The organism is Ruegeria sp. (assembly GCF_965221235.1).
Classification (GTDB): domain Bacteria; phylum Pseudomonadota; class Alphaproteobacteria; order Rhodobacterales; family Rhodobacteraceae; genus Ruegeria.
Genome location: NZ_CBDCRS010000004.1, coordinates 2,620,869 through 2,643,453 on the forward strand (window position 1 = coordinate 2,620,869; position 22,585 = coordinate 2,643,453).

Here is a 22,585-nt window from a genome sequence, read left to right on the forward strand (position 1 = left end):
CTGCGCATTATGCGGGCACAGACGCGGATCAGAAGGGAAGGCCCATGCCGTTTTTGCGCGAGACTGAGTACACAGGTGAAGTGGTCTGGTTGGGCCATGTTCCAGAGGGGAAATCACTGCGGGCGGAACCTGTTCAATCCTTGGAGTTCGGCTTTAACGGCGTAAGCGGTGAGCGGCATGAAGGGCTGAACCGGGCGTCCTGTGTCCGTGTCAAAAACCTTTATGCGCCGGGTACCGAGATCAGGAATGTCAGGCAGGTGTCGGTTCTTTCCGCAGAGGAACTTGCTGAAATCGCAGACAAGATGGGATTGGACGATCTCGATCCGTCATACCTCGGTGCGTCGATCGTGGTAAAAGGCATTCCCGATTTTTCCCATGTCCCGCCATCATCGCGCCTACAGGCCGGGAACGGTACTACGATCACGGTGGATATGGAGAACGCGCCGTGTGTCCTGCCCGGCCGCGAGATTGAGTCAGATCATTTAGGATACGGAGCCGCATTCAAACCAGCAGCTCAAGGGCGGCGTGGAGTAACCGGTTGGGTCGAACATCCCGGAACCTTGCGGATCGGCGACCAAATGCGGCTGTTTGTACCGGATCAGCCACTCTGGCGGCCTTAGGGTACGTTCGTTTCCGATCTTAACCTCACGATTTCCGGCAACGCCGTTTCGCGGCACAATTATGTCGGAATCTATAGCCATCCAGTTGGTACACAACGGTATGTATTGCCCAGCGCCGGCGCACCGCGTCGGTTTTGCACGGCATTCAATCAGGGACCCTGCCCAATGAGCTACAAATCCGATATCGAAATCGCCCGCGAAGCGAACAAAAAACCGATCCAGGAGATCGGCGCCAAGCTGGGTATCTCCAGCGACGATCTGCTGCCCTACGGCCACGACAAGGCAAAGGTCAGCCAGGACTTCATCAACTCGGTGCAGGACCGTGAAGATGGCAAGCTGATTCTTGTGACCGCGATCAACCCGACCCCGGCAGGTGAGGGTAAGACCACCACCACCGTTGGTCTGGGCGACGGTCTGAACGCCATTGGCAAGAACGCAATGATCTGTATCCGCGAAGCCTCGCTTGGCCCGAACTTCGGCATGAAGGGCGGCGCTGCAGGTGGCGGCCACGCGCAGGTAGTTCCGATGGAGGAAATGAACCTGCACTTCACTGGTGACTTCCACGCCATCACCTCGGCCCACTCGCTGCTGTCGGCGATGATCGACAACCACATCTACTGGGGCAATGAGTGCGAGATCGACATCCGCCGCGTCGCATGGCGCCGTGTGGTCGACATGAACGACCGTGCGCTGCGTCAGATCACCGCCTCGCTGGGCGGCGTGTCGAACGGCTTCCCGCGTGAAACCGGTTTTGACATCACCGTGGCTTCGGAAGTCATGGCGATCCTGTGTCTGGCGACCGACCTGAAAGATCTGGAAAAGCGTCTGGGTGACATCATCGTCGCTTACCGCCGCGACAAGACGCCGGTTTATTGCCGCGACATCAAGGCCGAAGGCGCGATGACCGTTCTGCTGAAAGACGCGATGCAGCCGAACCTTGTGCAGACGCTGGAAAACAACCCAGCCTTTGTCCACGGTGGCCCCTTCGCGAACATCGCGCATGGCTGTAACTCGGTCATCGCGACCAAGACCGCTCTGAAAGTTGCTGACTATGTCGTGACCGAAGCGGGCTTTGGTGCTGATCTGGGTGCCGAAAAGTTCATGAACATCAAGTGCCGCAAGGCGGGTATCGCTCCGTCGGCCGTGGTGCTGGTTGCCACCGTACGCGCGATGAAAATGAACGGCGGTGTGGCAAAGGCCGATCTGGGTGCTGAAAACGTCGACGCGGTTCAGTCCGGCTGCGCCAACCTGGGCCGTCACATCGAAAACGTGAAGTCCTTCGGCGTGCCGGTTGTTGTCGCCATCAACCACTTTGTCACCGATACCGATGACGAAGTGCAGGCAGTCAAAGACTACTGCGCCGATCACGGTGTTGAGGCGGTTCTGTCGCGTCACTGGGAACTGGGTTCGGACGGCTCTGCGCCTCTGGCCGAGAAGGTTGTCGAAATCGTCGAAAACGGTGCCGCTAACTTTGCGCCGATCTACCCCGACGACATGCCGCTGTTCGAAAAGATCGAGACCATCGCCAAGCGTATCTATCGCGCTGACGAAGTTTTGGCCGACAACAAAATCCGCAACCAGCTGCGCGAGTGGGAAGAAGCGGGCTATGGCAACCTGCCGGTCTGTATGGCGAAAACCCAGTACTCGTTCTCGACCGACCCGACCCTGCGCGGCGCGCCCACCGGCCACTCGGTTCCGGTGCGTGAGGTCCGCCTGTCCGCAGGTGCTGGCTTCATCGTGGTTGTCTGCGGTGAGATCATGACAATGCCGGGACTGCCCCGCAAACCGGCTGCGGAATCGATCTGCCTCAATGACGCAGGTGAGATCGAGGGCTTGTTCTAAGCGCCCGAATGATACATCTCGTGGTCCGGGGATATCCCCGGGCCATGAGGAGACGAACATGCCCACTCTGACACCGCCGCAAGACTGCCAGTCCATGCAGGAATTGCGGGCTCAGATCGACAAGCTGGATCGCCAACTGATTGAAATGTTGGTGAGGCGCGCAGGTTACATCGACCGCGCGTCGCAGCTAAAACCCGGCGAGGGGCTGCCCGCCCGTATCCCGGATCGTGTCGAAGACGTGGTGCAGCGCGTGCGCGCGAGTTCCGACGAGCTGGGTATGGACCCCGATCTTGCCGAGAAACTCTGGCGCATACTGATTGACTGGTCGATTGCCCGCGAAGAACGCGTGCTCGGCCCCGACTGAAGAACCGGGTGCGCACGCACCCGATCCGTTTTTGAAAGAAGGGATCAAAGGATGGTAGCGCAGGTTATCGACGGTAAGGCCTTTGCGGCCAAGGTTCGTGGCCAAGTGGCCGAACACGTTGCAAAGCTGAAAGAGCAAAACGGCCTCACCCCCGGTCTGGCCGTGGTTCTGGTGGGCGAAGACCCTGCAAGCCAGGTCTATGTCCGCTCAAAAGGTAAGATGACCGTCGAAGTCGGCATGAACTCGTATGAGCACAAGCTGGACGCCGAGACCTCGGAAGAGGACCTTCTGGCGCTGATCGACAAGCTGAACAACGATCCGGCGGTTCATGGCATCTTGGTGCAGCTGCCGCTGCCCAAGCATCTGAACGAAGACCTCGTGATTAACTCGATCGACCCGGCTAAGGATGTGGATGGGTTCCACATCTCGAACGTGGGTTTGCTGGGCACAGGTCAGAAGTCGATGGTGCCTTGCACCCCGCTGGGCTGCCTGATGATGCTGCGCGATTATCACGGTTCGCTGTCCGGGTTGGATGCAGTTGTGATTGGCCGGTCGAACATCGTGGGCAAGCCGATGGCGCAGCTGTTGCTGGGCGACAGCTGCACCGTGACAATCGCGCATTCGCGTACCAAAGACCTGCCCGATGTTGTGCGCCGCGCCGACATCGTTGTCGCCGCTGTTGGGCGGCCTGAGATGGTGCCGGGCGACTGGATCAAGGAAGGGGCCACCGTGATCGACGTGGGTATCAACCGGATCGAGCGTGACGGTAAGAACAAGCTGGTCGGCGATGTCGACTATGCCAGCGCTGCCGAGCGTGCGGGCGCGATCACGCCGGTACCGGGCGGGGTTGGCCCGATGACCATCGCCTGCCTGCTGGCCAACACGCTGACGGCCTGTTGCCGCGCCAATGGCCTGCCAGAGCCTGAAGGGCTGACCGCCTAAACACTGACTGCGCATGAAATGTTATTGAGGCCGAGGGGTGATATCACTCTTCGGCCTCGTTGCTTTCTGGGGAATTCACCAAGTTAGCATTGTACAGGTTTGAATATGATCTCCATCGGTGATAAACAAACAAATCCAGCCGGTTACGATTTAAAGCTGCGGATCGATGAGGGTGAGGCTGGCCTCTGACCTCTGTTTGTTGGGTAAATATGACAGTTCGACCAACTCCACGATTAACCGCGCTCAATTTACGCAGGGCTATCGCAGGCGTTACGTTCCCTCCGCTGTTGGCGAGCGCGTTTCAACCCTTTCCCGAATTTCACCTGAGTTACCTTCAGCGGTTCGTTTTTTGGCTAGGGGTGATGGGGTTGGCATTGGGCGTCACATGGATCGCCAGGCAAGTGACACAAAAGTGGTTTGCAGACACGCGTTTTTCCTGGCGTGACGTGGCCTTGGTGCTGGTCATTCTTGCTCTTTTCGCCCCTGCGCTTTGGCTCATGTCTTGTCTGTTGTTTACCGTTGGCGGGCAGCAGACGCCGAACTTTCTGTCGGTTGCGCCGTATGGGGCGCTTTTTGCCACCGGGTTGGTTTTGGTCCGCGGCCACAGCCCGGAGAATGAACCGGCGGAAGAGCCGGCCCTCCTGCAACCGCGCTTGATCAAGCGTCTTCCCCAAGGGTTTCATGGGACAGTCTATCGCCTAACGGTGCAGGATCATTTTGTGAATGTGGTGACCTCAGAGGGGACATTCACGATCCGGTCGAGGTTCACAGACGCAATCGCTGAAATGGAGCCGGTCCCGGGCCATTGTACGCATCGGTCTCATTGGGTCACAGACGCGGCCATTGACGGCATTGAAAAAGCCGATGGAAAACTGCGCCTGCGGCTGAAGAACGGCGATCTGGTGCCCGTTAGTCGCAAGTACAAACCGATGCTCGAAGAGGACGGCATCGTCTGACACTTTTACCGTGGCATGGGAATGATCCGCGGCTGAGGGCCGGTCAGAATGGCCATCGCATCGGCCCCCATCAGCGTGCTTAGCGTTTGGTCCGTACTGCGCAGACCGCCGGTGTAGGTTCCGTAGGCAGGTAAGATCAGGCGGGTTTGATCCACCAGAAATGCAGGGCGTGTGATCACGCGCGCCCGCGCCCTTACGCGGGCTTTGGGGTGGTAGTGGCCGGACACTTCGGCATTGGCGGGCGTCTGCGCGATGTGGCGAAAGGTCAACGCGCCAAGCTTGTGTTCAAACAGATGTGTGCCCCCCAGATCAATCGGGCCGGGGTCGTGATTGCCTTCGATCCAGATCCATCGCCGCCCGGCTTGTAGCGCGGCGATGTCGTGCTTTCCGGCCGCCTCCAAAGCTGTCGACGCATCCAGATCATCAAAACTATCCCCCAGACAGATCACCGTCGCGGGGTTCGTCTGATTGATGTCGGCAGCTAGGCGGGCCAAGGTGTCCTGACTGTCATAGGGGGGGAGGGTTGGGCCGCCCCGGCGGGCGACGCGTTCGGATTTGCCCAGATGTAGGTCCGAGAAACACAGAAGGCTCTGCTCGGGCCACCACAATGCCCCCGAACCCAATGCGCGCAAGCTTTGGTTCGCGAAAGTAAATGCCAATTCGTTCATGATACGTTCTTTGCCTGTTTTGCGCCCGGGCGCAAGCTGTATCAGCCGGGTTGCAGCCCTGCGGTTTGCAATAGACGGGCGCTTTCCTCGGCCAGAAGCCGTTCCTCTGCCGCACCTTTGACCGGCACTTTCCCGACCTCAAGGAACAGTGGCGCGGCGAGGGGCGAGACGCGGTCCAGCCGCAACAGGTCTATTCGGTCTCCGATCCGGGCGACCATTGCCTCGATCCGGCCAAAATCCACGAGCCCACGCATCGCTTCTTCACGGGTGATCTGCATCAGCAGGTGTTCGGGGTCGTATTTCAGCAAAGTGTCATAGAGAATATCCGACGAAAACGTCGCCTGCCGTCCGCTTTTGCGCTGGCCGCCGGTATTGCGCTCGATCAGCCCGGCGATGGTGGCCGAAGCGCGGAAGGTCCGCTTCATGACCGCGTTTCCAGCCAGCCATGTTTCCAGCCCGTCGCGCAGCGCGTCCAATTGGAACAGCGGGCGCGGGTCGGTCACTGCATCCAACCCCCAGATCAGCGTCGCATAATCGGTGGCGACGAAGCCAAGCGGAGCCAACCCGGTCTCCTCCATCCGTTTGGTCAGCAACAGGCCCAGTGTCTGCTGCGCATTGCGCCCGGCAAACCCGTAGACACATAAATGTTCACGCCCGTCATTGGGGAAACTTTCGATCAACAGCCGGTCGCGTTGAGGCAGGCAGGACATGTCGCGTTGGAGCGTCAGCCAGTCGGCCGTATGCGCTGGCAGTTGCGGCCAATCTGGTTGGGCGAACATGCGCAGGATACGGTCGCTCAGCTGTGTTGAAGTGGCGAATTTCGTGCCTGAGAACACGGCCACTTTGGGCTTTCGGTCGGCCCGGCGACTGACCTCAACCACCATTTCGCGCAGGCCTTCATACCGCACGATCTGGCCGCCGATCAGAAACGTATCCCCTTGGGTGAGCGAGGCGGCAAAGGCCTCTTCCACCTCGCCCAAAGGCTTGCCGCCGCGATTGCGTTTCAGGCGCACTTTCAGCGTGTCGGTGTCCTGAATGGTACCAAGGTTCATGCGGATGCGCTGCGCTGCGCGCGGGTCTCTTAACTGCCACTGCCCGTCCGGACGTTGTTGCAGGCGCTGCCAGCGGTCATAGGCGCGCAAGGCGTAGCCTCCGGTCGCGCAGAAGTCCAAGCAGGCGTCGAATTCTGTTCGGGTCAGGTCTGCATAGGGGCCGGCGGCTGTCATTTCTGCAAACAGCGCTTCGGCATCAAAAGGACCTGCTGCCGCTGCGATCAGGATATGCTGGCACAACACGTCGCGAGGACCCGCGCCACGCGGCTCACCGTCCAGTTCATGCGCTTTGGCGGCCTCAAGCGCGGCAACGCATTCAACCACCTCAAATCGGTTTGCGGGCACCAGAAGGGCCTTGGACGGCGCGTTGTAGCGGTGATTGGCCCGCCCGATCCGCTGCACCAGCCGCTTGACGTTCTTGGGTGCACCGATCTGGATCACAAGATCGACGTCCCCCCAGTCGATCCCCAAATCCAGTGAGCCAGTACAAACGATGGCGCGCAGGTCTCCACGCACCATCGCCGCCTCAACTCGTTCGCGTTGCTGTCGGTCCAGACTGCCGTGGTGGATGCCGATGGGCAGGGCTTCGTCGTTGGCCAGCCAGAGGTTGTGAAAGAATATCTCAGCCTGCGCACGGGTGTTGTGGAAGATCAGCGTGGTTTTGTGCTGTCTGATCTGCTCCAGTACTGCCGGGATGGAGTAAGCCGCACCGCCGCCCGACCACGGGGGCATCTCCTGCGTCTCAAGCATCCGGATATCGGGGTCGGGGCCGGGGTCGGCCTGCACGATTTGACAGGGATCAGGATGCCGGGCCAGAAAACGCGCGATGGCATCGGGGCCTTCGACCGTGGCCGACAGGCCAACCCGCCGCAGGTCGGGGCGTATGGTTTGCAATCGGGCCAAGGCCAACATCAGCTGATCTCCGCGTTTGCTTTCGGCCAGAGCGTGGATTTCGTCGACGATCACGCGCTGCACACCTGCGAACATGCGTGGCGCGTCCTCATATGAGGTCAGTAGGGCCAGGCTTTCTGGCGTGGTCAGCAGGATATGCGGAGGGTCTACACGCTGACGCTTTTTCTGCGTGGCCGAGGTGTCTCCGGTGCGATCCTCGATCCGAATGGGCAAGCCGATCTCATCCGCAGGGCCGCGTAGATTGCGGCGGATGTCTGCGGCCAAAGCCTTCAGCGGCGAAACATATATCGTGTGCAGCCCGGCGTGATCCTGTTCGGCCAGCTCTGCCAGTGTCGGAAGAAACCCGGCCATGGTCTTGCCGCCCCCGGTGGGCGCGATCAGCAACGTTGCCGGGTCCGAGGCCCGGTCGAACATGTCCTGCTGATGTGGGTGGATGGACCAACCTTTAGAGGCAAACCAATCTGTAATCCGGCCGGGAATCTGCGTCATGCGCGCAGACTACCCGGACCGTCAGGAAATTGGCACGGCGTTATTTGACGATTTTCTCGTCCTTGACGAACATGTTGGCCCATGCTCGGTCGATCAGGTCGGGGCTCATCTGATAGGGGATGCCCTCGAATTCGCAGATCGAGATCATCTGGTCGATCAGGAAGATTGGCTGATAGTTCGCGTAGATGTTGTTGATGGTCGGGTATTTGACCTTCAACAGATGCACCAGCGCAGCTTCGTCCAGCGGCATACCGCGTTTGCGGGCTACCATGGCAAAGATTTTCAGGAAGTTTTCCTGGTTCGGCCCGTCGATCTTGATCTTGAAGAAGATCCGGCGCAGGGCGGCTTGGTCGAAAATCTCATTCGGGTGGAAGTTGGTCGAGAAGATGACCAGTGTATCGAAGGGAACCTCGAACTTTTCACCCGATTGCAAGCCAAGGATATCCTTTTTCTCTTCCAGAGGGACAATCCAACGGTTGATCAGGGCCTGCGGCGGTTCCTGCTGACGGCCAAGGTCGTCCACGATAAAGATACCGCCTGTCGATTTCAGCTGCAAAGGGGCCTGATAGGTCCGCGCCGTGGGGTTATAGACCAGATCGAGCATCGACAGCGACAGTTCACCACCCGTAACAACCGTCGGGCGTTCGCACTGGACATACCGCGTGTCGAACCTTTTGCGGCGGCGCAGGCTGTTGGGGTCTTCGGGCTCTTGCTCGACCGCAGTATGCATGATCGGGTCATAGACCGTAATCACCTGACCCGCGTATTCGATGGCATAGGGTACGTAAACGTTGTCCCCCAGCGCGTCCCTGATCCCGTTCGAGATAGACGATTTACCATTACCCGGAGGGCCATACATCAGAATTGAGCGGCCCGCGCTGACTGCAGGCCCCAGATGGTCCAGCAAGCTGTCGGGCAGAACCAGATGGCCCATTGCACCAACCAGTTGTTCGCGGGTCACCTGAATATTGCGGATCGACTGGCGTTTGACTTGTTCGCGATACACCTCAAGCGGGACGGGCATGGCACCGAAATATTCCGATTGGCTCAACGCGTCCAGCGCGCGGGCCTTGCCGGCGTCAGTCAGTTGATAACCCATCTCGTTGCCGCTGTTGGCGTTCAAGGTACCCGTGGCCTCGATCAGCTTCTGCTCTCGGGCCATGTCGATCAGTTCCTGCGTCACAGCCCCTGGAAGACAAACAGCCTTGGCGACCTCGGACACGGTGTCCACGTTCTTGCGAAACATTGTTTTCAACATGATGTCGCGCATCATGACGATTGGCAGCTTCATTTCGCCCAACCCCTTTGGGGCAGGGGGGGCCATAACCGAGGTCGTTTGCATATTCATGAGTGTTGCCCGTCTATTCACTAATCACGCAAAAAGCCCGTCAAAGGGCCGGTTACGGAAAATGTGAACGGGATTTGTGTCAGCACCAAGGCGCGGAAAAGGCGGGTTAATGATAGTTTACGAGCCGTAAACAGTACCCGCGATCAGATAGATAGCCAGACTTCCACCCAGCGGAAAACCAAGTGGGAACTGCTTGGTCCGGTCCCAGCTTTCCCAATCAGGCGCGATGTTGCGCAGGCCTGTGTTACGGGCCAGTCGATGTGTCGCGAAGGCGGCCATCGTTGTGGCCGTCAGGATATACATCACCAACAGATAGTCCCCGGGCCAGACGAATGGCGCGGCAGCGGCCAGAAACTTGGCGTCTCCGGCCCCCATAATACCTGCGGCATTCAGAAAAACGCCAACGAACAGAACTACGACGAGTTGCAGCAGATGCCAAATATAGGACGGCAGGGGCAGCTGCACCGGGCCGATCCCACCCGTGATCCAGTCGGTGGACCACGGCGGTAGGGCGAAAAGCCCAATGATCACAAAAACGAAGAACAGCGCGACGACCGCGTGGTTCTTGATCAGCATGTTTCGTAGATCCGTGAAGGCCACGTAGAAACATATCGGCAGAACGAAGGGCAGAAACCACAACGCCGCCTGAGCTGGTATTGCCATCAATCAGGCTTCCTCAAGCGCGCGGAGCGAGCGCACCGCCTCGTCATAATGCTGAGGATGGGTGGCAATGGCTTCGCGGAACAGGTTCTTGGCGGTTGAAACGTCACCTTGTTTGACCGCAGAAATTGCCATTGTATTCAACAGCATGGCCCGCTCTACCTGCGTCATCGGGACAACTGGCATACTGTAGTTGCCCTGTGCCGCACGCGCCAGAACCAGATTGTTCTTTGCGGTGAACAGGTTTCTGTCCTGGCGAATTGCTTCTGTGAACAGGCGTTCGGCTTCGGAATATTCGCCGCGCGTCAGTTTGGAATACCCCCAGTTGTTCATGACGCCGCCAGGGCGGGTCGTCAGCCCGACAGCGGTTTCATAGAAATGATCCGCGCTTTTCCAGTCCTTGCGCGAATCCGCGACGACGGCCTCAAGTCGGTAACGCTTGAACGTCTCAAAGGTCGGAGGGATGGAGTCCAAGACCGCCTTGGCCTGGTTCCAGTTTCCGCCCCGCACCAGTGCTCCGGCATATTCAACACGGTCGGTGTTGTTGGCACCGCTCATGGTTGTCACTTTTTTCCAGGCGGAAGTCGCCTCGGTCGTGCGTTTTGCCCGCGTCAGTGAGATGGCGAGGCCACGCTGAAGGTCAATGCGATCCGGGTTTTTTGATGTCGCACCCTGGAAATAGGTCACCGCTTCGTTCGGGTCCGAAGCAGTCAACAGAACCTCATTCAGGTTGGTTTCGTCGATGACGTTGATTTCCTGAAACGTGCGTTCGACTTTTTCTTCTTCGGTCTCTTTCTCGCAAGCGGAAAGGATCAGCCCGCACATCACGAGTGACGGAATCAAGAATTGTTGGCGCATTTTTTGCGTCCCTTACTGCTCTTGCCTCTGTTACGGGAGCTTGCGAAGGCGGAATTGACCGTCGCCCAGTTGCTCCAGCGTATATTCTTGTTCTTCTTCCGTAGTATTAACAGGATTTTCCATTTTTGCGAGTGCTAAGCGCAGATTGTCCCGGATTGCGTCACTTTCGCCATTGTCCAGCGCAAAGGCGCGTTGAAACACCTGCACGGCTTCGGGATATTCGCCTTTTTCGATCAGCAAAACGCCAAGATTGTTCCATGCGACGGGCCAGTCCGAGCCGTCTTCGACTGCGCGTCGTAGCAGAATTTCCGCCGGTCCCAATTGCCGAAGGCCCAGATTGGCCGTTCCCATCGAGGTCAGGATTTCCGGCGTCATGCCCTGTTCAAGCGCAGCGCGGGCAAAGGCGTCCAGCGCCAGATCGTATTCGCCTGCGGACATCAACCGATTGCCCACGGTCAGGTCGTCTACGCCCTCACCCCTGGGGTCAATTCCGGGGGCGTCCAGGCTGTCGGACAGCCCCGCATCCGTGCAAGAGGCCACCAGGGCGATAACCATGGTGGCCTTTAAAACACGGCGTATCCCGGAGTGGATGCAACCGAAACCAAAACTCATTCGGCTATTAGCCTCCGCCTGCAAAATCAGCGATGCCTTTTGCAGAAGGGCCAACAAGAATGACCAGCAACGGCGGCACCGTCAGCATCATTGTGGCAAGTGTCATTTTGGTTGGCAACTTATTAGCGGCCTCTTCGGCGCGCATCACGCGCTTGTCACGCATTTCGCTGGCGTAGACCCGCAGCGCTTCGGCGATCGAAGTACCAAAGGTGGCCGACTGGATCATCACCGTCACAAAGGCACTGACGTCCTGCACCCCGCAACGCGTTCCGAAGTCGCGCAGAACAGTGTCTTTTTCCTTACCGGCCTTAAGTTCATAGGCCACAACCTCGAACTCCTGCGCGATGTCAGGGTAGGAGGCTTTCATTTCGTTGGCGACGCGCACGATCGCCTGGTCCAGCGATTGACCGGCCTCGACGCAGACCAGCATAAGGTCCAGCGTGTCGGGGAACCCAGAAACGATCGCCTCCTTGCGTTCCTCAACGCGGCGGGTGATCCAGTACCGGGGCAGGAAGTACCCCGCCGCGGCCGGAATCAGAACTCGTGTTGCCACCTGCGACGCCGAGAATTCCTGTCCCCCAGACAGTACTGTAACCAGTAGGACACCGATCAGGATGCCAACAATCCCCAGCGCGAATTGCGCAAAATGGAAGAACCGTACCGAATCCTTCGAGTGATACCCGGCCTGACGCATTTTGAGTTGCATGGCCGAATATTCTTCCTGATCCTGAGGTTCAAGGAAGTTCGCAAATTTCTCAAGCTGTTCGTTGCGGCTGGCGTTTCGCAGCTTGTCCTTTTTGGATTTTTTGTCTGGTTTCGGTGCAGCGTTCGAGCGTTGCAGCTTTTTCAGCGGGTCTTCGGGCTGGCTCATCATCAGCGAGGCCGCGATGAGGATCATGAACAGGCCCAGAACCCCCACAACGATAAGCGGTCCGAACTCACCCAGGTGTTGCTTCAGCAATTCGTTGATTTGGTTCACGATTTCCATTGCAATACCCTCAAACCTTAATGTTGGTGAGAATTTTCATGACGATAATGTTCAGGGTCAGCATGATGCCGACAAAGAAACACGCCGGAATGAACCAGGGGTGATCAATCACCTCGTCATAGTAACCCGGATCTTTCACCAGAATGAAAACCAGGCAGAACACAGGGAAGCCGGACAGGAACTTGCCTGACCATTGCGCCTCGGCTGTGATCGCCTTGACCCTGCGGAACAGGCGGAAGCGGGCGCGGATCACCTTTGCCAGACCGGCCAGAATCTCGGCCAGGTTACCGCCGGATTGCTGCTGGATGCCCACAGCAACCGACAAAAAGCGAAGGTCCTGCATGTCCAGCCGCTCGGCCAGGTCTTTCAGGGCCTCGCCCACATCGCGGCCATAGGCGCATTCATCGGCAATAACGCCGAACTCAGTGGCCAGAGGGTCTTCGACCTCATTCGCAACGATCTGGATCGAGGATACAAACGGGTTGCCCACCCGCAGGGACCGGACCATCAGTTCAACCGCATCGGGCAGTTGTTCTTCAATCATGCCCATACGCTTTTTGGCCTTGTGGTTCACCCAGGCATAAACCCCACCGACGCCGATCGCGACGGAAATGGCAACGCGCAAGGCGACGTCAGTGGCCGTGCCAATGCTGAGACCGACGAAGGCAAAGGCCGACACCAATACCATGATCAGTATCAGTTGCCGCGGGGTGAAAGCGATGGCCGCCTTCTGCGCCTTGTCCGCAAGAAGCGAGTAGAGCGGGATGCTCTGCGTCTTCATATGCTGCTGCATTTCTTTGCGCAGCTGTTCCAGAACCTGTTCGCGCCCGACGCCTTTGTCGAGCATGTCCAGACGCCGGTTTACCCGGCTGTTCAGGCTGATGGATTTGCCGAACGCCACCAAATAGATGCCTTCGACCAGAAGGAGCACTGCGACGAAGATCACAACATAGATCAGTGCCTCAACAGGCAGTTGCATAGTCAGATCTCCTACATTGTCGTTGGTTCGTAGATGGATGGGGGCAGGTCAAAGCCCCACAGGCGGAAGCGCTCGGAATAGTGACTGCGCACGCCGGTGGCGGTGAAGTGACCAATGATCTTGTTGTCAGGTGTCAGGCCAACACGTTGAAATCTAAAGATTTCCTGCATTGAGATCACGTCACCTTCCATGCCGGTGATCTCGGTGATCGAGGTCATCCGGCGCGAGCCGTCCTGCAAGCGGCTGGCCTGAACGATCAGGTTCACAGCGCTTGAGATCTGGCTACGGACCGCTTTGATCGGCATCTCAATACCGGCCATAGCGATCATGTTTTCCAAACGCGAGATACCATCCCGTGCCGAGTTGGCGTGGATCGTGGTCATCGAGCCGTCGTGACCGGTGTTCATGGCCTGAAGCATGTCGATCACCTCGGCGCCACGCGTCTCACCCACGATGATGCGGTCAGGACGCATACGCAGGGCGTTTTTCAGACAGTCGCGGGGGCTGACCTCGCCTTTGCCTTCCACGTTGGGCGGGCGGCTTTCCATCCGGCCCACATGGGTCTGTTGAAGCTGAAGTTCCGCCGTATCCTCAATCGTCAGGATGCGTTCCGCATCGTCGATGAAACTGGAGAGCGCATTGAGCGTTGTCGTTTTACCGGAACCCGTACCGCCCGACACGATGATGTTCAGTCGGGTCGAAACGGCAGCCTGAAGGTAGGCGGCCATTTCCTCGGTAAAGGCGCCAAAATTGACCAGATCGTCGATGCCGAGTTTGTCTTTTTTGAACTTACGAATCGACACCAGCGAGCCGTCCACCGCAATCGGCGGAACCATGGCGTTGAAACGCGAGCCGTCAGCCAGACGGGCGTCAACGTAAGGGTTTGATTCATCAACACGACGACCCACAGCGGACACGATCTTGTCGATGATCCGCATCAAGTGCTTTTCATCCTTGAACGTGATGTCGCTGATTTCCAGCTTGCCGTGACGTTCCACAAAGATCTGCTGCGGACCATTCACCAGAATATCGTTGACCGTGTCATCTTGCAGCAAGGTCTCAAGCGGACCAAGACCAGTGACTTCGTCATACAGTTCTTTATTTAGCTGCGAGCGATCCTCGCGGTTCAGAACGATGTTGCGCGCTTCCAGGATTTCGCTGACGATGGCGCTGATTTCCGCACGCAGTTCGGTTTCACCAGCATTTTCAAGCGCTGCGAGGTTCAGGTTTTCCAGCAGTTCACGATGCAGTTCGATCTTGATCTCACCCAAACGTTCCTTGCGTTTGCGGTCGCGGTCCGATCCCACGGGCTCGGCTGCTTTTTTCTGAACTGGTCGTCGGGCGACCGCATTAGCTGCGGGTGCTTTTTCTGCCGGCGCAGCTTGGGCGGGGGCCTCAGCCGGGGTTTGAACCGGCTGCGCGTCGGGCTGTTTCTTGTATCTTGAAAACATGGCGGCTCTCTCCCTGTTAGATGGCGTTACGCCGCTTCGGCGTCGCTGCTGCCAAGGCTGTGCAGCGATTTCGCAAGTTTCGCGATCTCACGGCGCAGGGGGTTCTTGGCGACCGAACTGGCCAGTGGCAGACCGTGATCCCCGGCCTGCATCACAGGCTTACCGCCATCCGGCAGTTGCAAGTCAATCGATATGCCCAGGCTTTCACCCATGCGCTTGACCCGGCCTTTGCCGTTCAGATCGGTGAATTTGGGTGCACGGTTGAGTGCAAAACGCAGCTTATTGAACGGCAGTTCTTCAGCCTGCAGGGCGCGTTTCAGGCGCAAGGCGTTCTGGGCTGAGCGCATGTCCAGTTCAATCAAGGCGAAATACACATGTGCGGCCTGAAGAATATTCTCCGACCACTGAACCAGCGTCGACGGCATGTCTACAACGACATAGTCGAAATGGCGACGGGCGGTGTCGATAACGCGCTCGATATCTTCGGGGGTAATCAGATCCAACGGCACCATGTCCGAGGGTGCGGTTAAGACCTGCATCTTTTCTTCATATGATTGAAGGGCTTGCGAGAACACCTCGTCATCCATTGAGGCTGTGTCCGACAGCATCTCGAACACGGTTTCGCGACGTGGAAGGTCCAGATAGGTCGAAACCGTGCCAAATTGCAGGTCCAGGTCGATCAAGCATACGGATGGCGCATCCTTGTCCGAGACGGTTGCCAGTTCCCAGGCCAGATTGACCGCCATTGTGGTCGATCCCACGCCACCGGCCAATCCATGCATAACGAACAGCGCGCCTTCTTTCGATTCGCCCTGCGTCAGCTGAGCGCCCGCCGGGGCAACGGCAACCGGGTCGGGCTGGTTCATCCGGTCGATCGCTTCCTGCAACTCGCCTTCGGGAAGAGGGTAGGGGACAAACTCGTCCGCGCCCTTGCGCAGCAGTTGGTGCAGAGACGCCGGGGTGACATCTTCTGCGATCAGGACAACCTTGATCTTCTTGTCCTTGGCAAGCGTGATGATCTCACCCATCAAAGACAGGTTGTCTTCGTCTTCGCCATCGATGGCCAATGCAACAAATTCAAGGGAATCGGCATCGGGCTGGCTGAAAAAGGCAAGAGCTTCGGCAAATCCGAGATCCCCCCAACGCTCACCCAGCGCTGCTTCCATATCCTCGATCAGCAGATCAAAATTCTGAACATCGCGGCTGATGGTGCAAGCCAGGATGGTATTCTTGTCGTCTTGCGGCGTTGCGCTGGTCATTAACACAATCCTCGTCGAAAGAGCCGTCACATCCCGCGAGCCGGAAAGGCTCGGTCCGGGTTGCTGTTGCCCCGTTGCGACCAATGGCGGTCACAGTTCACCTAATTGTTGAAAATGTGGCTTGGAACTTAGGCAAGATTTGGGCGCAAAAGAACCAATTGTAGGGAAATGGGCGACGATGTCGCCCATTTCATATTATTATTCACCACTTTCTTCGGTGGATGTATCTTCGCGCTGGATGTAGCTGGTTCTCGTCCCGCTTTCGACATACTCGCGGTAGATAACCTCGGCGTACTTGCCGTCCAGCAGCTGTCCTTTGCGATCCACGAAGCCGGACACTTCCGTAACCGTGCGGCGGTTGCGACGGTCCCGATTCGGTGTGTCGATCAGCGGTCTAGTCTTGCCGAAGGAAACAACAGCCTCAAGCCTTGAGCGTGAGATACCTTGTCGCGTCAGGAATGCGACGGCTGCATTCGCGCGTCGCTGCCCCAGGGCTTGGTTGTACCCGGACGAGCCGACAGCGTCAGTGTGACCGTAGACGCGGAACCGTGCTTCGGGGAACTGTTTGATCCAGTCCGCCTGCCGCAGCAGAATCCGTTGCGCAGTCGCATCCAACTCGGAACTGTTGAAGGCAAAGTTGATCTGAACCGGAACCTCGGCCGCGAATCGCTGACCCAGGATCTGAGCGTAGGTCAATTCGCCATTCATGACTTGCACGTTGTTCAGGGTTGCATTGCCGAAGGCACCCTGGTCGACCTCATAGCCAGCTTCACGCGTACATGCGGTGACGGCGACCGAGAGACCCAATGTGAGTATCCACTTTTGCATTGGTCCTACCCTCCTAATCATTCCAGGACGTAGCCGTAAGAGCTACCGAAGTCCTGTTTGGCGACTTCCGCTGCACCACCGGTACCGACACGCGTGGTGCGTGCAGTCTTACCGTTGATGAACAGATCAAACTCGCTGGGTGGTTTCACGCGATCCGTCGGCAGGGCCAGCGCCTCGCCCCGAGTCGGTGAAACCAGATGCGCGGTGACGATGATGACCAGTTCCGTTTGCTGACGCTGGTATTGCGCGCTGCGGAACAGGGAACCAAGAACCGGGATATCACCAACCCACGGAAGCTGACTGTTCAGATCCGTAAAGTCATCCTGAATCAGACCCGCGATGGCAAAGCTTTCGCCATCTCGCAATTCGACCGTTGTTTTGGTCGAGCGAGAGATAAAGGTCGGCACGTTGTTGCCAGCGATCGTAAAGTCCGAGCTGTCATCAATGCTGGAAACGGATGCGCCCATCTCGAGGTTGATCAGATCACCATCCACAACACGCGGAGTGAACAGAACCTGAACGCCGAACGCCCTGTATTCAATGGCGATATTGCCGTCATCCGCGGGAACCGGGATTGGAACTTCGCCACCGGCTAGGAACTCAGCTTCCTGGCCAGACAGTGCTGACAGGTTGGGTTCCGCCAGGCTGCGCGCGAGACCTTTTGCTTCAAGTGCTTCCAGAAGCAGACGAACCTGAGTTGATCCGGCGCCAAAGCCAAACAGGATTGCGCCTGTGTTGGTTTGCTGGAACGGGATGTTATTGTTGAGCGCGTTTGTCAGAGCACCCTGAGTGTTCAGAGTGTTGAAGCCGCCAGTCACGTCACTGCCGCCAAAGCCCAGAGATGCTGTCAGGCTTTTAGCAACCGAGCGGTTCATCTCAGCGAATCGGACCTTCAGCATCACCTGCTGAACGCCGCCGACCGACATGAGGTTCGAAACCCGCTCGGGCGCGTAGCGTTCGGCCAGTTCCAAAGCACGGGCCATTTTGGCTGCGCTTGAAATTGTACCGGACAGTACGATGCCGTCGTTGGCGGTGCGCACCTCGATGGGCTCAGCGGGCAGAATCTGCCGCAGCCGCTCTTTGAATTCGGAGACATCCGGGGAAACGCGAACTCGAACGTTTGCAAGCAGATTGCCTGCGCCGTCGAACAGAGTCAGCGTGGTCAGGCCCGGAGCCTTACCCAATACGTAAATAGTGCGATCCGAAAGCGACGAGATGTCTGCAATACCCGCATTTGCAATGCTGAGTTCTGCGAACGGTGTTTCACTTTCAACCACGATTGCGCGGTTCATCGGGACATCCAGCGTTTCCGCTGTGCCATTCTTCACCACGCGCAAAGTTTCAGCCACGGCCGCTGTGCCGACCGGACCAAACATGAGCGACAACCCCAGCAGGGTTGCGCTGATCCAAGTATTTATTTTCATGTGACCTGCCTCTCCGATCACGCCTCGTTGTCAGGTTTAGTACCCTATGGTTATTAACACTGCGCGACTCGCGAATTTATTGCAATAATCAAGGGTTTCTGGAATTTTCTTTATGTGGACAATGCGCAACATCCAAAATGAAACAAGCCGCGCTTTCGCGCGGCTTACTATAGGTAAATCTCTGATTTAACGTCAGTTTGTGCAGGGAATCTGGGTTTGCACGATTTCTGCGCCGCGCCGAATATTGGTGAAGCATTTACGTTCTTCGACAACAACCTCGGGCGCGATTTTCTCTATGCCCAGCAGCTTTCCCTGGTCGACTTCGATAGCGCTGGCGACCGTATCGTCCTGAACCCCGACCAGAGCCAGCGACAGGCGTCCGGTGTTTTGCGCTTGCGCCAAAGCTGCGATCTGTTCCGGAGTTGCCGCGACTGTGACCGTGCGCGCAATTGTGGTTCCGGTCAGGTCGGATCCGGCGATCTGGTCAACCGCGATAAGTTCGATATTCGTTTGAATCAGACGGGTAATTTCACCCCCGCCGCCTTCGAGGCCGCGGCTAACGGTACCGGTCCAGTAGACATCAATGCTGTCGCCCGGACGCAGAAACCCGGACACACCCGATGCAACGTCGACACTGATCGCAAAGGCCCGTTTGCCTTTTTCGATCTGCGACGTCAGCCCGGCAGATTCGCCAGGTTCCGTCACTTTGACGGCCATGAGTGCTTCGTCTTTTTCCATGGCGCGCAGGACAAAGCGATCACCTTTCGCGTCTTCTGGGAACAATACGGCCATATCGACAAAGGACCCTTCGGGAATCGCATCCTCAGGCCAGTTCACAACCCGGATATCTTCTTGGGTCAGCCGTTCACCGTATTTCATGGATCGGTTGGAAACAATAACGCCAATCGTTGCGACCGATTTTACATTTGCCAGAGCGTCCTGTGTTGCCTGCCGCTCTCGTGCCAATTGCGCCTGATACTGAGAAATGTAGTCGCGCGCCATGTAAACGGCGCCACCGGCCAGAGCTACCCCGACAATCAGGACAAGTCCAAATACCGCACGCATTTGCGTTACCTCTTATAGTTCTGTTTACGTCTGGCGCCGTCTGTCCACGACTCCGCTTACCCTCGGCTTAAATGTGAATTGTGTCGAAAAGGGGGAGAATTTGGATTTATTTGAGTGTGTGTTTATTTGGCCCGGCTTTTCAGACTTTAGAAATCAGTTGTTGCCCACATTGAATGAAAGATCAGAGACGGTGACGGCAGAAAGTGCGTTACCTGTTTCTGTATCCACATGCTGGATCGGATCTGCCAAATTCACAAACACAAAAGCACCGAATCCGACCAGACCAGCTGTAAGCACGACCCAGTCAACGGTGACGGCCCCGTCTTCAACAGTTATGAAATTTCTGAAATTTCGCATCATAAGATTCCCGGCCACTTTTAAAAAAAAAGGGGGGCGCGCTCTGACGAACGCGGCCCCCTTCGATTTGTCTTAACTTAAAATTATGGGGTCGTCGGGCCGGCATCAGGTGCGCTGACAGTCACACCTGTCAGTGCAGTGTCAATGTCGCCAGCCAGATCGTCGACGCCATCGCCAACCTGCGTGTAAGCAACTGCGGCCAGACCAACGATGGCTGCGGTCAGAACGACCCAGTCAACAGTTACGGCGCCGTCTTCATCTTTGCGGAAGTTCTTGATGAACTTGATCATGTTACGTCCCTCCTAAAGGATCAAACTACAATTAAACCTTGGCGTCTTTCAGAGCTTCGTCTCTCAGTCAGCTCCTGACCGTCTCGGTATGGCATTATGTTTGACGGGTAGGCGTGGCAGGAATTGGGCCAAACTCCATTTTTTTCCGGTGTCGTTTAACTTTTTGGTAGGAATTTCTGTAACGCATTGAAAATAAATGGTAAAAAAATGAACAAAAATATCGTCTTCCGGTGTTGCCGATGCAATATCACGCCAAATGAGGCAAAACTGCCCCATTTCGCTGTGTTTTTCTGGCTTTTCAGCGGGATTTAAGGTTCAAATCTCTCAAAAGAACAAAGATGAGGCGGGCAAATGAATCTCCGGGACGCAATCACGTGCGCCGGTGTTCTGGCATTGATGATGACGGGACCCGTACCCGCCGTCGCAAATGAACTTGAACCCAGAGGCGTATATAAAAGGCTGAAGGCCCCAAAGCCCGGTACGCGCCCGCGTGTGACGGTGCAGATCTCGCCCGAAGAACATGCCGCTGCCCCGTCAGCCCCAAGCACGGGGACCGAGATCGTCATTCCCGAAATAATCGCGCGCACAAAAGTTGTGCCGCCCAGCGTGCCAGATGCGGGTGGCCCGAAAAAGCCGGTCGGGTCCTACAAAGCCTTTTGGGATATCATATCGCCCGCCCTGGCCGAGGCGCGTTCGGGGCGATTGAATGATGCCCTGCGTGCGGTGGCGTCGATCAATGTGACCTCGCCGCGCTTACAAACCCTTCAGAACATCGCCAATCAGCAAGGGATCGAGATTTTGCGTTCGACCGTGGGTACGAATGTCTCGCCAGCCCTGGTGCTGGCGGTGATCTCGGTCGAATCGGCAGGGCGCGCGGATGCAGTCAGTTCCGCAGGGGCGCAGGGCTTGATGCAGCTGATGCCCGCGACGGCCAGACGATTTGGAGTGCAGGACAGTTTCCACCCGGCCCAGAACATCTCGGGCGGTGTGAAATATCTGAACTGGCTGATGGAAGAGTTCGGCAATGATCCGATCCTTGTTCTGGCCGGTTACAACGCCGGAGAGGGCTCGGTGCGAAAGCATGGCGGCGTGCCGCCCTTTGCCGAGACGCGCGACTATGTACCCAAAGTCCTTGCGGCCTTCCAGATCGCTCGGGCGCTATGCTCAACACCCCCCGAGCTGATATCGGATGGCTGCGTGTTTCGGACCAGCAAATAAAAAAGCCCGCCGGAAATGGCGGGCTTTTTGTTTGTTGTGGATCAGTTAACCAGTTTCGCTTCAGTCGCTGCGCGAATCTCGTCCTCGGTGACACCTTCGGCGAGTTCGACAATCTTCAAGCCGCCCTCGACCACGTCCAGAACGCCGAGGTTGGTGATGATGCGGTTGACCACCTTCTTACCCGTCAGGGGCAGGGTGCATTTTTTCAGCAGTTTTGATTTGCCGTGCTTGTTGGTGTGATCCATCACCACGATCACGCGACCCACACCGGCCACAAGGTCCATCGCGCCGCCCATGCCCTTCACCAGCACGCCGGGAATCATCCAGTTGGCCAGATCGCCTTCTTCATCGACTTCCATCGCGCCCAGAATCGCCGCAGCAATCTTGCCGCCACGGATCATGGCAAATGAAGTCGCGCTGTCGAAATAGGCCGTGCGGGACAATTCGGTGATCGTCTGCTTACCCGCGTTGATCAGGTCGGGGTCTTCCTCGCCTTCGAACGGGAAGGGACCCATACCCAGCATTCCGTTCTCGGATTGCAAGGTGATGTCCTTGTCACCCACATAGTTCGCCACCAGCGTCGGGATACCGATGCCGAGGTTCACATACATACCGTCTTCAAGTTCTTGCGCCGCGCGGGCGGCCATCTGATTGCGGTCCCAGGGCATTATGCGTCCTCCTTCTTGCGGGTGGTGCGCTGTTCGATGCGCTTTTCGTGATCGCCCTGAATGATGCGATGCACGTAGATGCCGGGCAGGTGGATCGCGTCCGGGTCCAACGAGCCGCGCGGGACGATTTCCTCGACCTCGGCGATGCAAACTTTGCCGCATGTCGCGGCAGGTACGTTGAAGTTGCGGGCGGTTTTGCGGAAGATCAGGTTGCCAGTGTCGTCTGCTTTCCAAGCTTTGACGATGGCGAGGTCGGCGAAGATGCCTTCCTCCATGATATACGTCTCGCCGTTGAAATCCTTGTGTTCCTTGCCTTCGGCGATCACGGTGCCTACGCCGGTTTTGGTGTAGAATCCGGGGATGCCGGCACCCCCCGCGCGCATCCGTTCTGCCAGGGTTCCTTGCGGGTTGAATTCCAGCTCAAGCTCTCCGGCCAGGTACTGGCGCATAAACTCTGCGTTTTCGCCGACGTAAGAGCTGATCATCTTCTTAACCTGCTTGGTTTGCAGCAGGATGCCGATACCGAAGTCGTCAACGCCCGCGTTGTTCGACGCAAAAGTAAGGTCCTGAGCGCCCGAGTCCTTGATCGCCTCAAGCAGCAATTCCGGAATGCCGCACAGGCCAAATCCGCCCGCTGCGATCAACATACCGTCCGACAGCACTCCGTCGAGCGCTTCGGCGGCATTGGCATAGATTTTCTTCATGGAAAACTCCCCCAATGACATGGTGATGGGC

General features: G+C 57.4%; 23 protein-coding genes. 6 read left to right on the top strand and 17 right to left on the bottom strand.

Features of this window, described 5'->3' with window-relative positions; all coding sequences use genetic code 11:
* Positions 1 to 44 precede the first annotated feature (44 nt).
* The 5 genes from ACOQOY_RS16380 to ACOQOY_RS16400 all read left to right on the top strand — a co-directional run bounded on the left by ACOQOY_RS16380 (position 45) and on the right by ACOQOY_RS16400 (position 4,724).
* Positions 45 to 620, top strand: a complete 576-nt coding sequence (locus ACOQOY_RS16380) for an MOSC domain-containing protein (protein WP_420586424.1) — start codon at positions 45 to 47, stop codon at positions 618 to 620.
* 165 nt (positions 621 to 785) lie between these two features.
* Complete coding sequence (locus ACOQOY_RS16385) at positions 786 to 2,462, top strand: formate--tetrahydrofolate ligase (RefSeq protein WP_420586425.1); 1,677 nt, start codon at positions 786 to 788, stop codon at positions 2,460 to 2,462.
* 58 nt (positions 2,463 to 2,520) lie between these two features.
* Positions 2,521 to 2,826, top strand: coding sequence for a chorismate mutase (locus tag ACOQOY_RS16390; protein WP_420586426.1), 306 nt, complete (start codon positions 2,521 to 2,523; stop codon positions 2,824 to 2,826).
* Positions 2,827 to 2,877: 51 nt separating this feature from the next.
* Positions 2,878 to 3,768 (top strand): bifunctional methylenetetrahydrofolate dehydrogenase/methenyltetrahydrofolate cyclohydrolase FolD, encoded by an 891-nt coding sequence (folD, locus tag ACOQOY_RS16395; protein ID WP_420586427.1) that lies wholly within the window; start codon positions 2,878 to 2,880, stop codon positions 3,766 to 3,768.
* A gap of 362 nt (positions 3,769 to 4,130) precedes the next feature.
* Positions 4,131 to 4,724 (top strand): LytTR family DNA-binding domain-containing protein, encoded by a 594-nt coding sequence (locus ACOQOY_RS16400; protein WP_420586428.1) that lies wholly within the window; start codon positions 4,131 to 4,133, stop codon positions 4,722 to 4,724.
* Positions 4,725 to 4,729: 5 nt separating this feature from the next.
* Here ACOQOY_RS16400 and pdeM read toward each other — a convergent pair whose 3' ends face one another.
* The 15 genes from pdeM to ACOQOY_RS16475 all read right to left on the bottom strand — a co-directional run bounded on the left by pdeM (position 4,730) and on the right by ACOQOY_RS16475 (position 19,964).
* The gene (gene pdeM, locus ACOQOY_RS16405) at positions 4,730 to 5,392 is read right to left on the bottom strand and encodes a ligase-associated DNA damage response endonuclease PdeM (protein WP_420586429.1); all 663 of its coding nucleotides are present in this window, start codon (positions 5,390 to 5,392) and stop codon (positions 4,730 to 4,732) included.
* Positions 5,393 to 5,433: 41 nt separating this feature from the next.
* Positions 5,434 to 7,845 (bottom strand): ligase-associated DNA damage response DEXH box helicase, encoded by a 2,412-nt coding sequence (locus ACOQOY_RS16410; RefSeq protein WP_420586430.1) that lies wholly within the window; start codon positions 7,843 to 7,845, stop codon positions 5,434 to 5,436.
* A gap of 40 nt (positions 7,846 to 7,885) precedes the next feature.
* A complete protein-coding gene (locus ACOQOY_RS16415; RefSeq protein WP_420586431.1) occupies positions 7,886 to 9,193 on the bottom strand; it encodes an ATPase in 1,308 nt (435 codons plus the stop codon).
* Positions 9,194 to 9,310: 117 nt separating this feature from the next.
* Positions 9,311 to 9,856: a prepilin peptidase gene (locus ACOQOY_RS16420; protein WP_420586432.1), complete on the bottom strand. Its 546-nt coding sequence runs from the start codon at positions 9,854 to 9,856 to the stop codon at positions 9,311 to 9,313.
* A gap of 3 nt (positions 9,857 to 9,859) precedes the next feature.
* On the bottom strand, positions 9,860 to 10,711 hold the full coding sequence (locus tag ACOQOY_RS16425; protein ID WP_420586433.1) for a tetratricopeptide repeat protein: 852 nt from the start codon (positions 10,709 to 10,711) through the stop codon (positions 9,860 to 9,862).
* A gap of 30 nt (positions 10,712 to 10,741) precedes the next feature.
* Positions 10,742 to 11,266, bottom strand: a complete 525-nt coding sequence (locus tag ACOQOY_RS16430; RefSeq protein ID WP_420586434.1) for a tetratricopeptide repeat protein — start codon at positions 11,264 to 11,266, stop codon at positions 10,742 to 10,744.
* Positions 11,267 to 11,330: 64 nt separating this feature from the next.
* Entirely contained in the window at positions 11,331 to 12,311 is a 981-nt protein-coding gene (locus ACOQOY_RS16435; RefSeq protein WP_420586435.1) for a type II secretion system F family protein, read from the bottom strand.
* 10 nt (positions 12,312 to 12,321) lie between these two features.
* Positions 12,322 to 13,290, bottom strand: a complete 969-nt coding sequence (locus tag ACOQOY_RS16440) for a type II secretion system F family protein (RefSeq protein ID WP_420586436.1) — start codon at positions 13,288 to 13,290, stop codon at positions 12,322 to 12,324.
* Positions 13,291 to 13,301: 11 nt separating this feature from the next.
* Complete coding sequence (locus tag ACOQOY_RS16445) at positions 13,302 to 14,741, bottom strand: CpaF family protein (protein WP_420586437.1); 1,440 nt, start codon at positions 14,739 to 14,741, stop codon at positions 13,302 to 13,304.
* Between the two features lie 26 nt (positions 14,742 to 14,767).
* A complete protein-coding gene (locus ACOQOY_RS16450; protein ID WP_420586438.1) occupies positions 14,768 to 16,000 on the bottom strand; it encodes an AAA family ATPase in 1,233 nt (410 codons plus the stop codon).
* A 198-nt stretch (positions 16,001 to 16,198) separates the two neighbouring features.
* The gene (locus ACOQOY_RS16455; protein ID WP_420586439.1) at positions 16,199 to 16,828 is read right to left on the bottom strand and encodes an OmpA family protein; all 630 of its coding nucleotides are present in this window, start codon (positions 16,826 to 16,828) and stop codon (positions 16,199 to 16,201) included.
* A gap of 17 nt (positions 16,829 to 16,845) precedes the next feature.
* A complete protein-coding gene (locus ACOQOY_RS16460) occupies positions 16,846 to 18,252 on the bottom strand; it encodes a type II and III secretion system protein family protein (RefSeq protein ID WP_420586440.1) in 1,407 nt (468 codons plus the stop codon).
* A 192-nt stretch (positions 18,253 to 18,444) separates the two neighbouring features.
* Positions 18,445 to 19,317, bottom strand: a complete 873-nt coding sequence (gene cpaB / locus ACOQOY_RS16465; RefSeq protein ID WP_420586441.1) for a Flp pilus assembly protein CpaB — start codon at positions 19,315 to 19,317, stop codon at positions 18,445 to 18,447.
* A 153-nt stretch (positions 19,318 to 19,470) separates the two neighbouring features.
* On the bottom strand, positions 19,471 to 19,677 hold the full coding sequence (locus tag ACOQOY_RS16470; protein WP_420586442.1) for a hypothetical protein: 207 nt from the start codon (positions 19,675 to 19,677) through the stop codon (positions 19,471 to 19,473).
* A gap of 80 nt (positions 19,678 to 19,757) precedes the next feature.
* A complete protein-coding gene (locus ACOQOY_RS16475; protein WP_420586443.1) occupies positions 19,758 to 19,964 on the bottom strand; it encodes a Flp family type IVb pilin in 207 nt (68 codons plus the stop codon).
* 351 nt (positions 19,965 to 20,315) lie between these two features.
* Here ACOQOY_RS16475 and ACOQOY_RS16480 point away from each other — a divergent pair, with 351 nt between their 5' ends.
* Complete coding sequence (locus ACOQOY_RS16480) at positions 20,316 to 21,182, top strand: lytic transglycosylase domain-containing protein (RefSeq protein ID WP_420586444.1); 867 nt, start codon at positions 20,316 to 20,318, stop codon at positions 21,180 to 21,182.
* Between the two features lie 41 nt (positions 21,183 to 21,223).
* Here the strand turns inward: ACOQOY_RS16480 and ACOQOY_RS16485 are convergent, their stop codons facing one another.
* On the bottom strand, positions 21,224 to 21,850 hold the full coding sequence (locus ACOQOY_RS16485; protein WP_420586445.1) for a CoA transferase subunit B: 627 nt from the start codon (positions 21,848 to 21,850) through the stop codon (positions 21,224 to 21,226).
* Positions 21,850 to 22,554, bottom strand: a complete 705-nt coding sequence (locus ACOQOY_RS16490; protein ID WP_420586446.1) for a CoA transferase subunit A — start codon at positions 22,552 to 22,554, stop codon at positions 21,850 to 21,852. Before ACOQOY_RS16490 ends, ACOQOY_RS16485 begins: the two co-directional genes overlap by 1 nt.
* Between the last annotated feature and the right edge of the window lie 31 nt (positions 22,555 to 22,585).

Excerpts from the sequence above, each read along its gene's own strand:
- ACOQOY_RS16380 (WP_420586424.1), top strand. The coding sequence starts at position 45 with ATGCCGTTTTTGCGCGAGACTGAGTACACAGGTGAAGTGGTCTGGTTG.
- ACOQOY_RS16385 (WP_420586425.1), top strand. The coding sequence starts at position 786 with ATGAGCTACAAATCCGATATCGAAATCGCCCGCGAAGCGAACAAAAAA.
- ACOQOY_RS16390 (WP_420586426.1), top strand. The coding sequence starts at position 2,521 with ATGCCCACTCTGACACCGCCGCAAGACTGCCAGTCCATGCAGGAATTG.
- folD (WP_420586427.1), top strand. The coding sequence starts at position 2,878 with ATGGTAGCGCAGGTTATCGACGGTAAGGCCTTTGCGGCCAAGGTTCGT.
- ACOQOY_RS16400 (WP_420586428.1), top strand. The coding sequence starts at position 4,131 with ATGGGGTTGGCATTGGGCGTCACATGGATCGCCAGGCAAGTGACACAA.
- pdeM (WP_420586429.1), bottom strand. The coding sequence starts at position 5,392 with ATGAACGAATTGGCATTTACTTTCGCGAACCAAAGCTTGCGCGCATTG.
- ACOQOY_RS16410 (WP_420586430.1), bottom strand. The coding sequence starts at position 7,845 with ATGACGCAGATTCCCGGCCGGATTACAGATTGGTTTGCCTCTAAAGGT.
- ACOQOY_RS16415 (WP_420586431.1), bottom strand. The coding sequence starts at position 9,193 with ATGAATATGCAAACGACCTCGGTTATGGCCCCCCCTGCCCCAAAGGGG.
- ACOQOY_RS16420 (WP_420586432.1), bottom strand. The coding sequence starts at position 9,856 with ATGGCAATACCAGCTCAGGCGGCGTTGTGGTTTCTGCCCTTCGTTCTG.
- ACOQOY_RS16425 (WP_420586433.1), bottom strand. The coding sequence starts at position 10,711 with ATGCGCCAACAATTCTTGATTCCGTCACTCGTGATGTGCGGGCTGATC.
- ACOQOY_RS16430 (WP_420586434.1), bottom strand. The coding sequence starts at position 11,266 with ATGGTTATCGCCCTGGTGGCCTCTTGCACGGATGCGGGGCTGTCCGAC.
- ACOQOY_RS16435 (WP_420586435.1), bottom strand. The coding sequence starts at position 12,311 with ATGGAAATCGTGAACCAAATCAACGAATTGCTGAAGCAACACCTGGGT.
- ACOQOY_RS16440 (WP_420586436.1), bottom strand. The coding sequence starts at position 13,290 with ATGCAACTGCCTGTTGAGGCACTGATCTATGTTGTGATCTTCGTCGCA.
- ACOQOY_RS16445 (WP_420586437.1), bottom strand. The coding sequence starts at position 14,741 with ATGTTTTCAAGATACAAGAAACAGCCCGACGCGCAGCCGGTTCAAACC.
- ACOQOY_RS16450 (WP_420586438.1), bottom strand. The coding sequence starts at position 16,000 with ATGACCAGCGCAACGCCGCAAGACGACAAGAATACCATCCTGGCTTGC.
- ACOQOY_RS16455 (WP_420586439.1), bottom strand. The coding sequence starts at position 16,828 with ATGCAAAAGTGGATACTCACATTGGGTCTCTCGGTCGCCGTCACCGCA.
- ACOQOY_RS16460 (WP_420586440.1), bottom strand. The coding sequence starts at position 18,252 with ATGAAAATAAATACTTGGATCAGCGCAACCCTGCTGGGGTTGTCGCTC.
- cpaB (WP_420586441.1), bottom strand. The coding sequence starts at position 19,317 with ATGCGTGCGGTATTTGGACTTGTCCTGATTGTCGGGGTAGCTCTGGCC.
- ACOQOY_RS16470 (WP_420586442.1), bottom strand. The coding sequence starts at position 19,677 with ATGATGCGAAATTTCAGAAATTTCATAACTGTTGAAGACGGGGCCGTC.
- ACOQOY_RS16475 (WP_420586443.1), bottom strand. The coding sequence starts at position 19,964 with ATGATCAAGTTCATCAAGAACTTCCGCAAAGATGAAGACGGCGCCGTA.
- ACOQOY_RS16480 (WP_420586444.1), top strand. The coding sequence starts at position 20,316 with ATGAATCTCCGGGACGCAATCACGTGCGCCGGTGTTCTGGCATTGATG.
- ACOQOY_RS16485 (WP_420586445.1), bottom strand. The coding sequence starts at position 21,850 with ATGCCCTGGGACCGCAATCAGATGGCCGCCCGCGCGGCGCAAGAACTT.
- ACOQOY_RS16490 (WP_420586446.1), bottom strand. The coding sequence starts at position 22,554 with ATGAAGAAAATCTATGCCAATGCCGCCGAAGCGCTCGACGGAGTGCTG.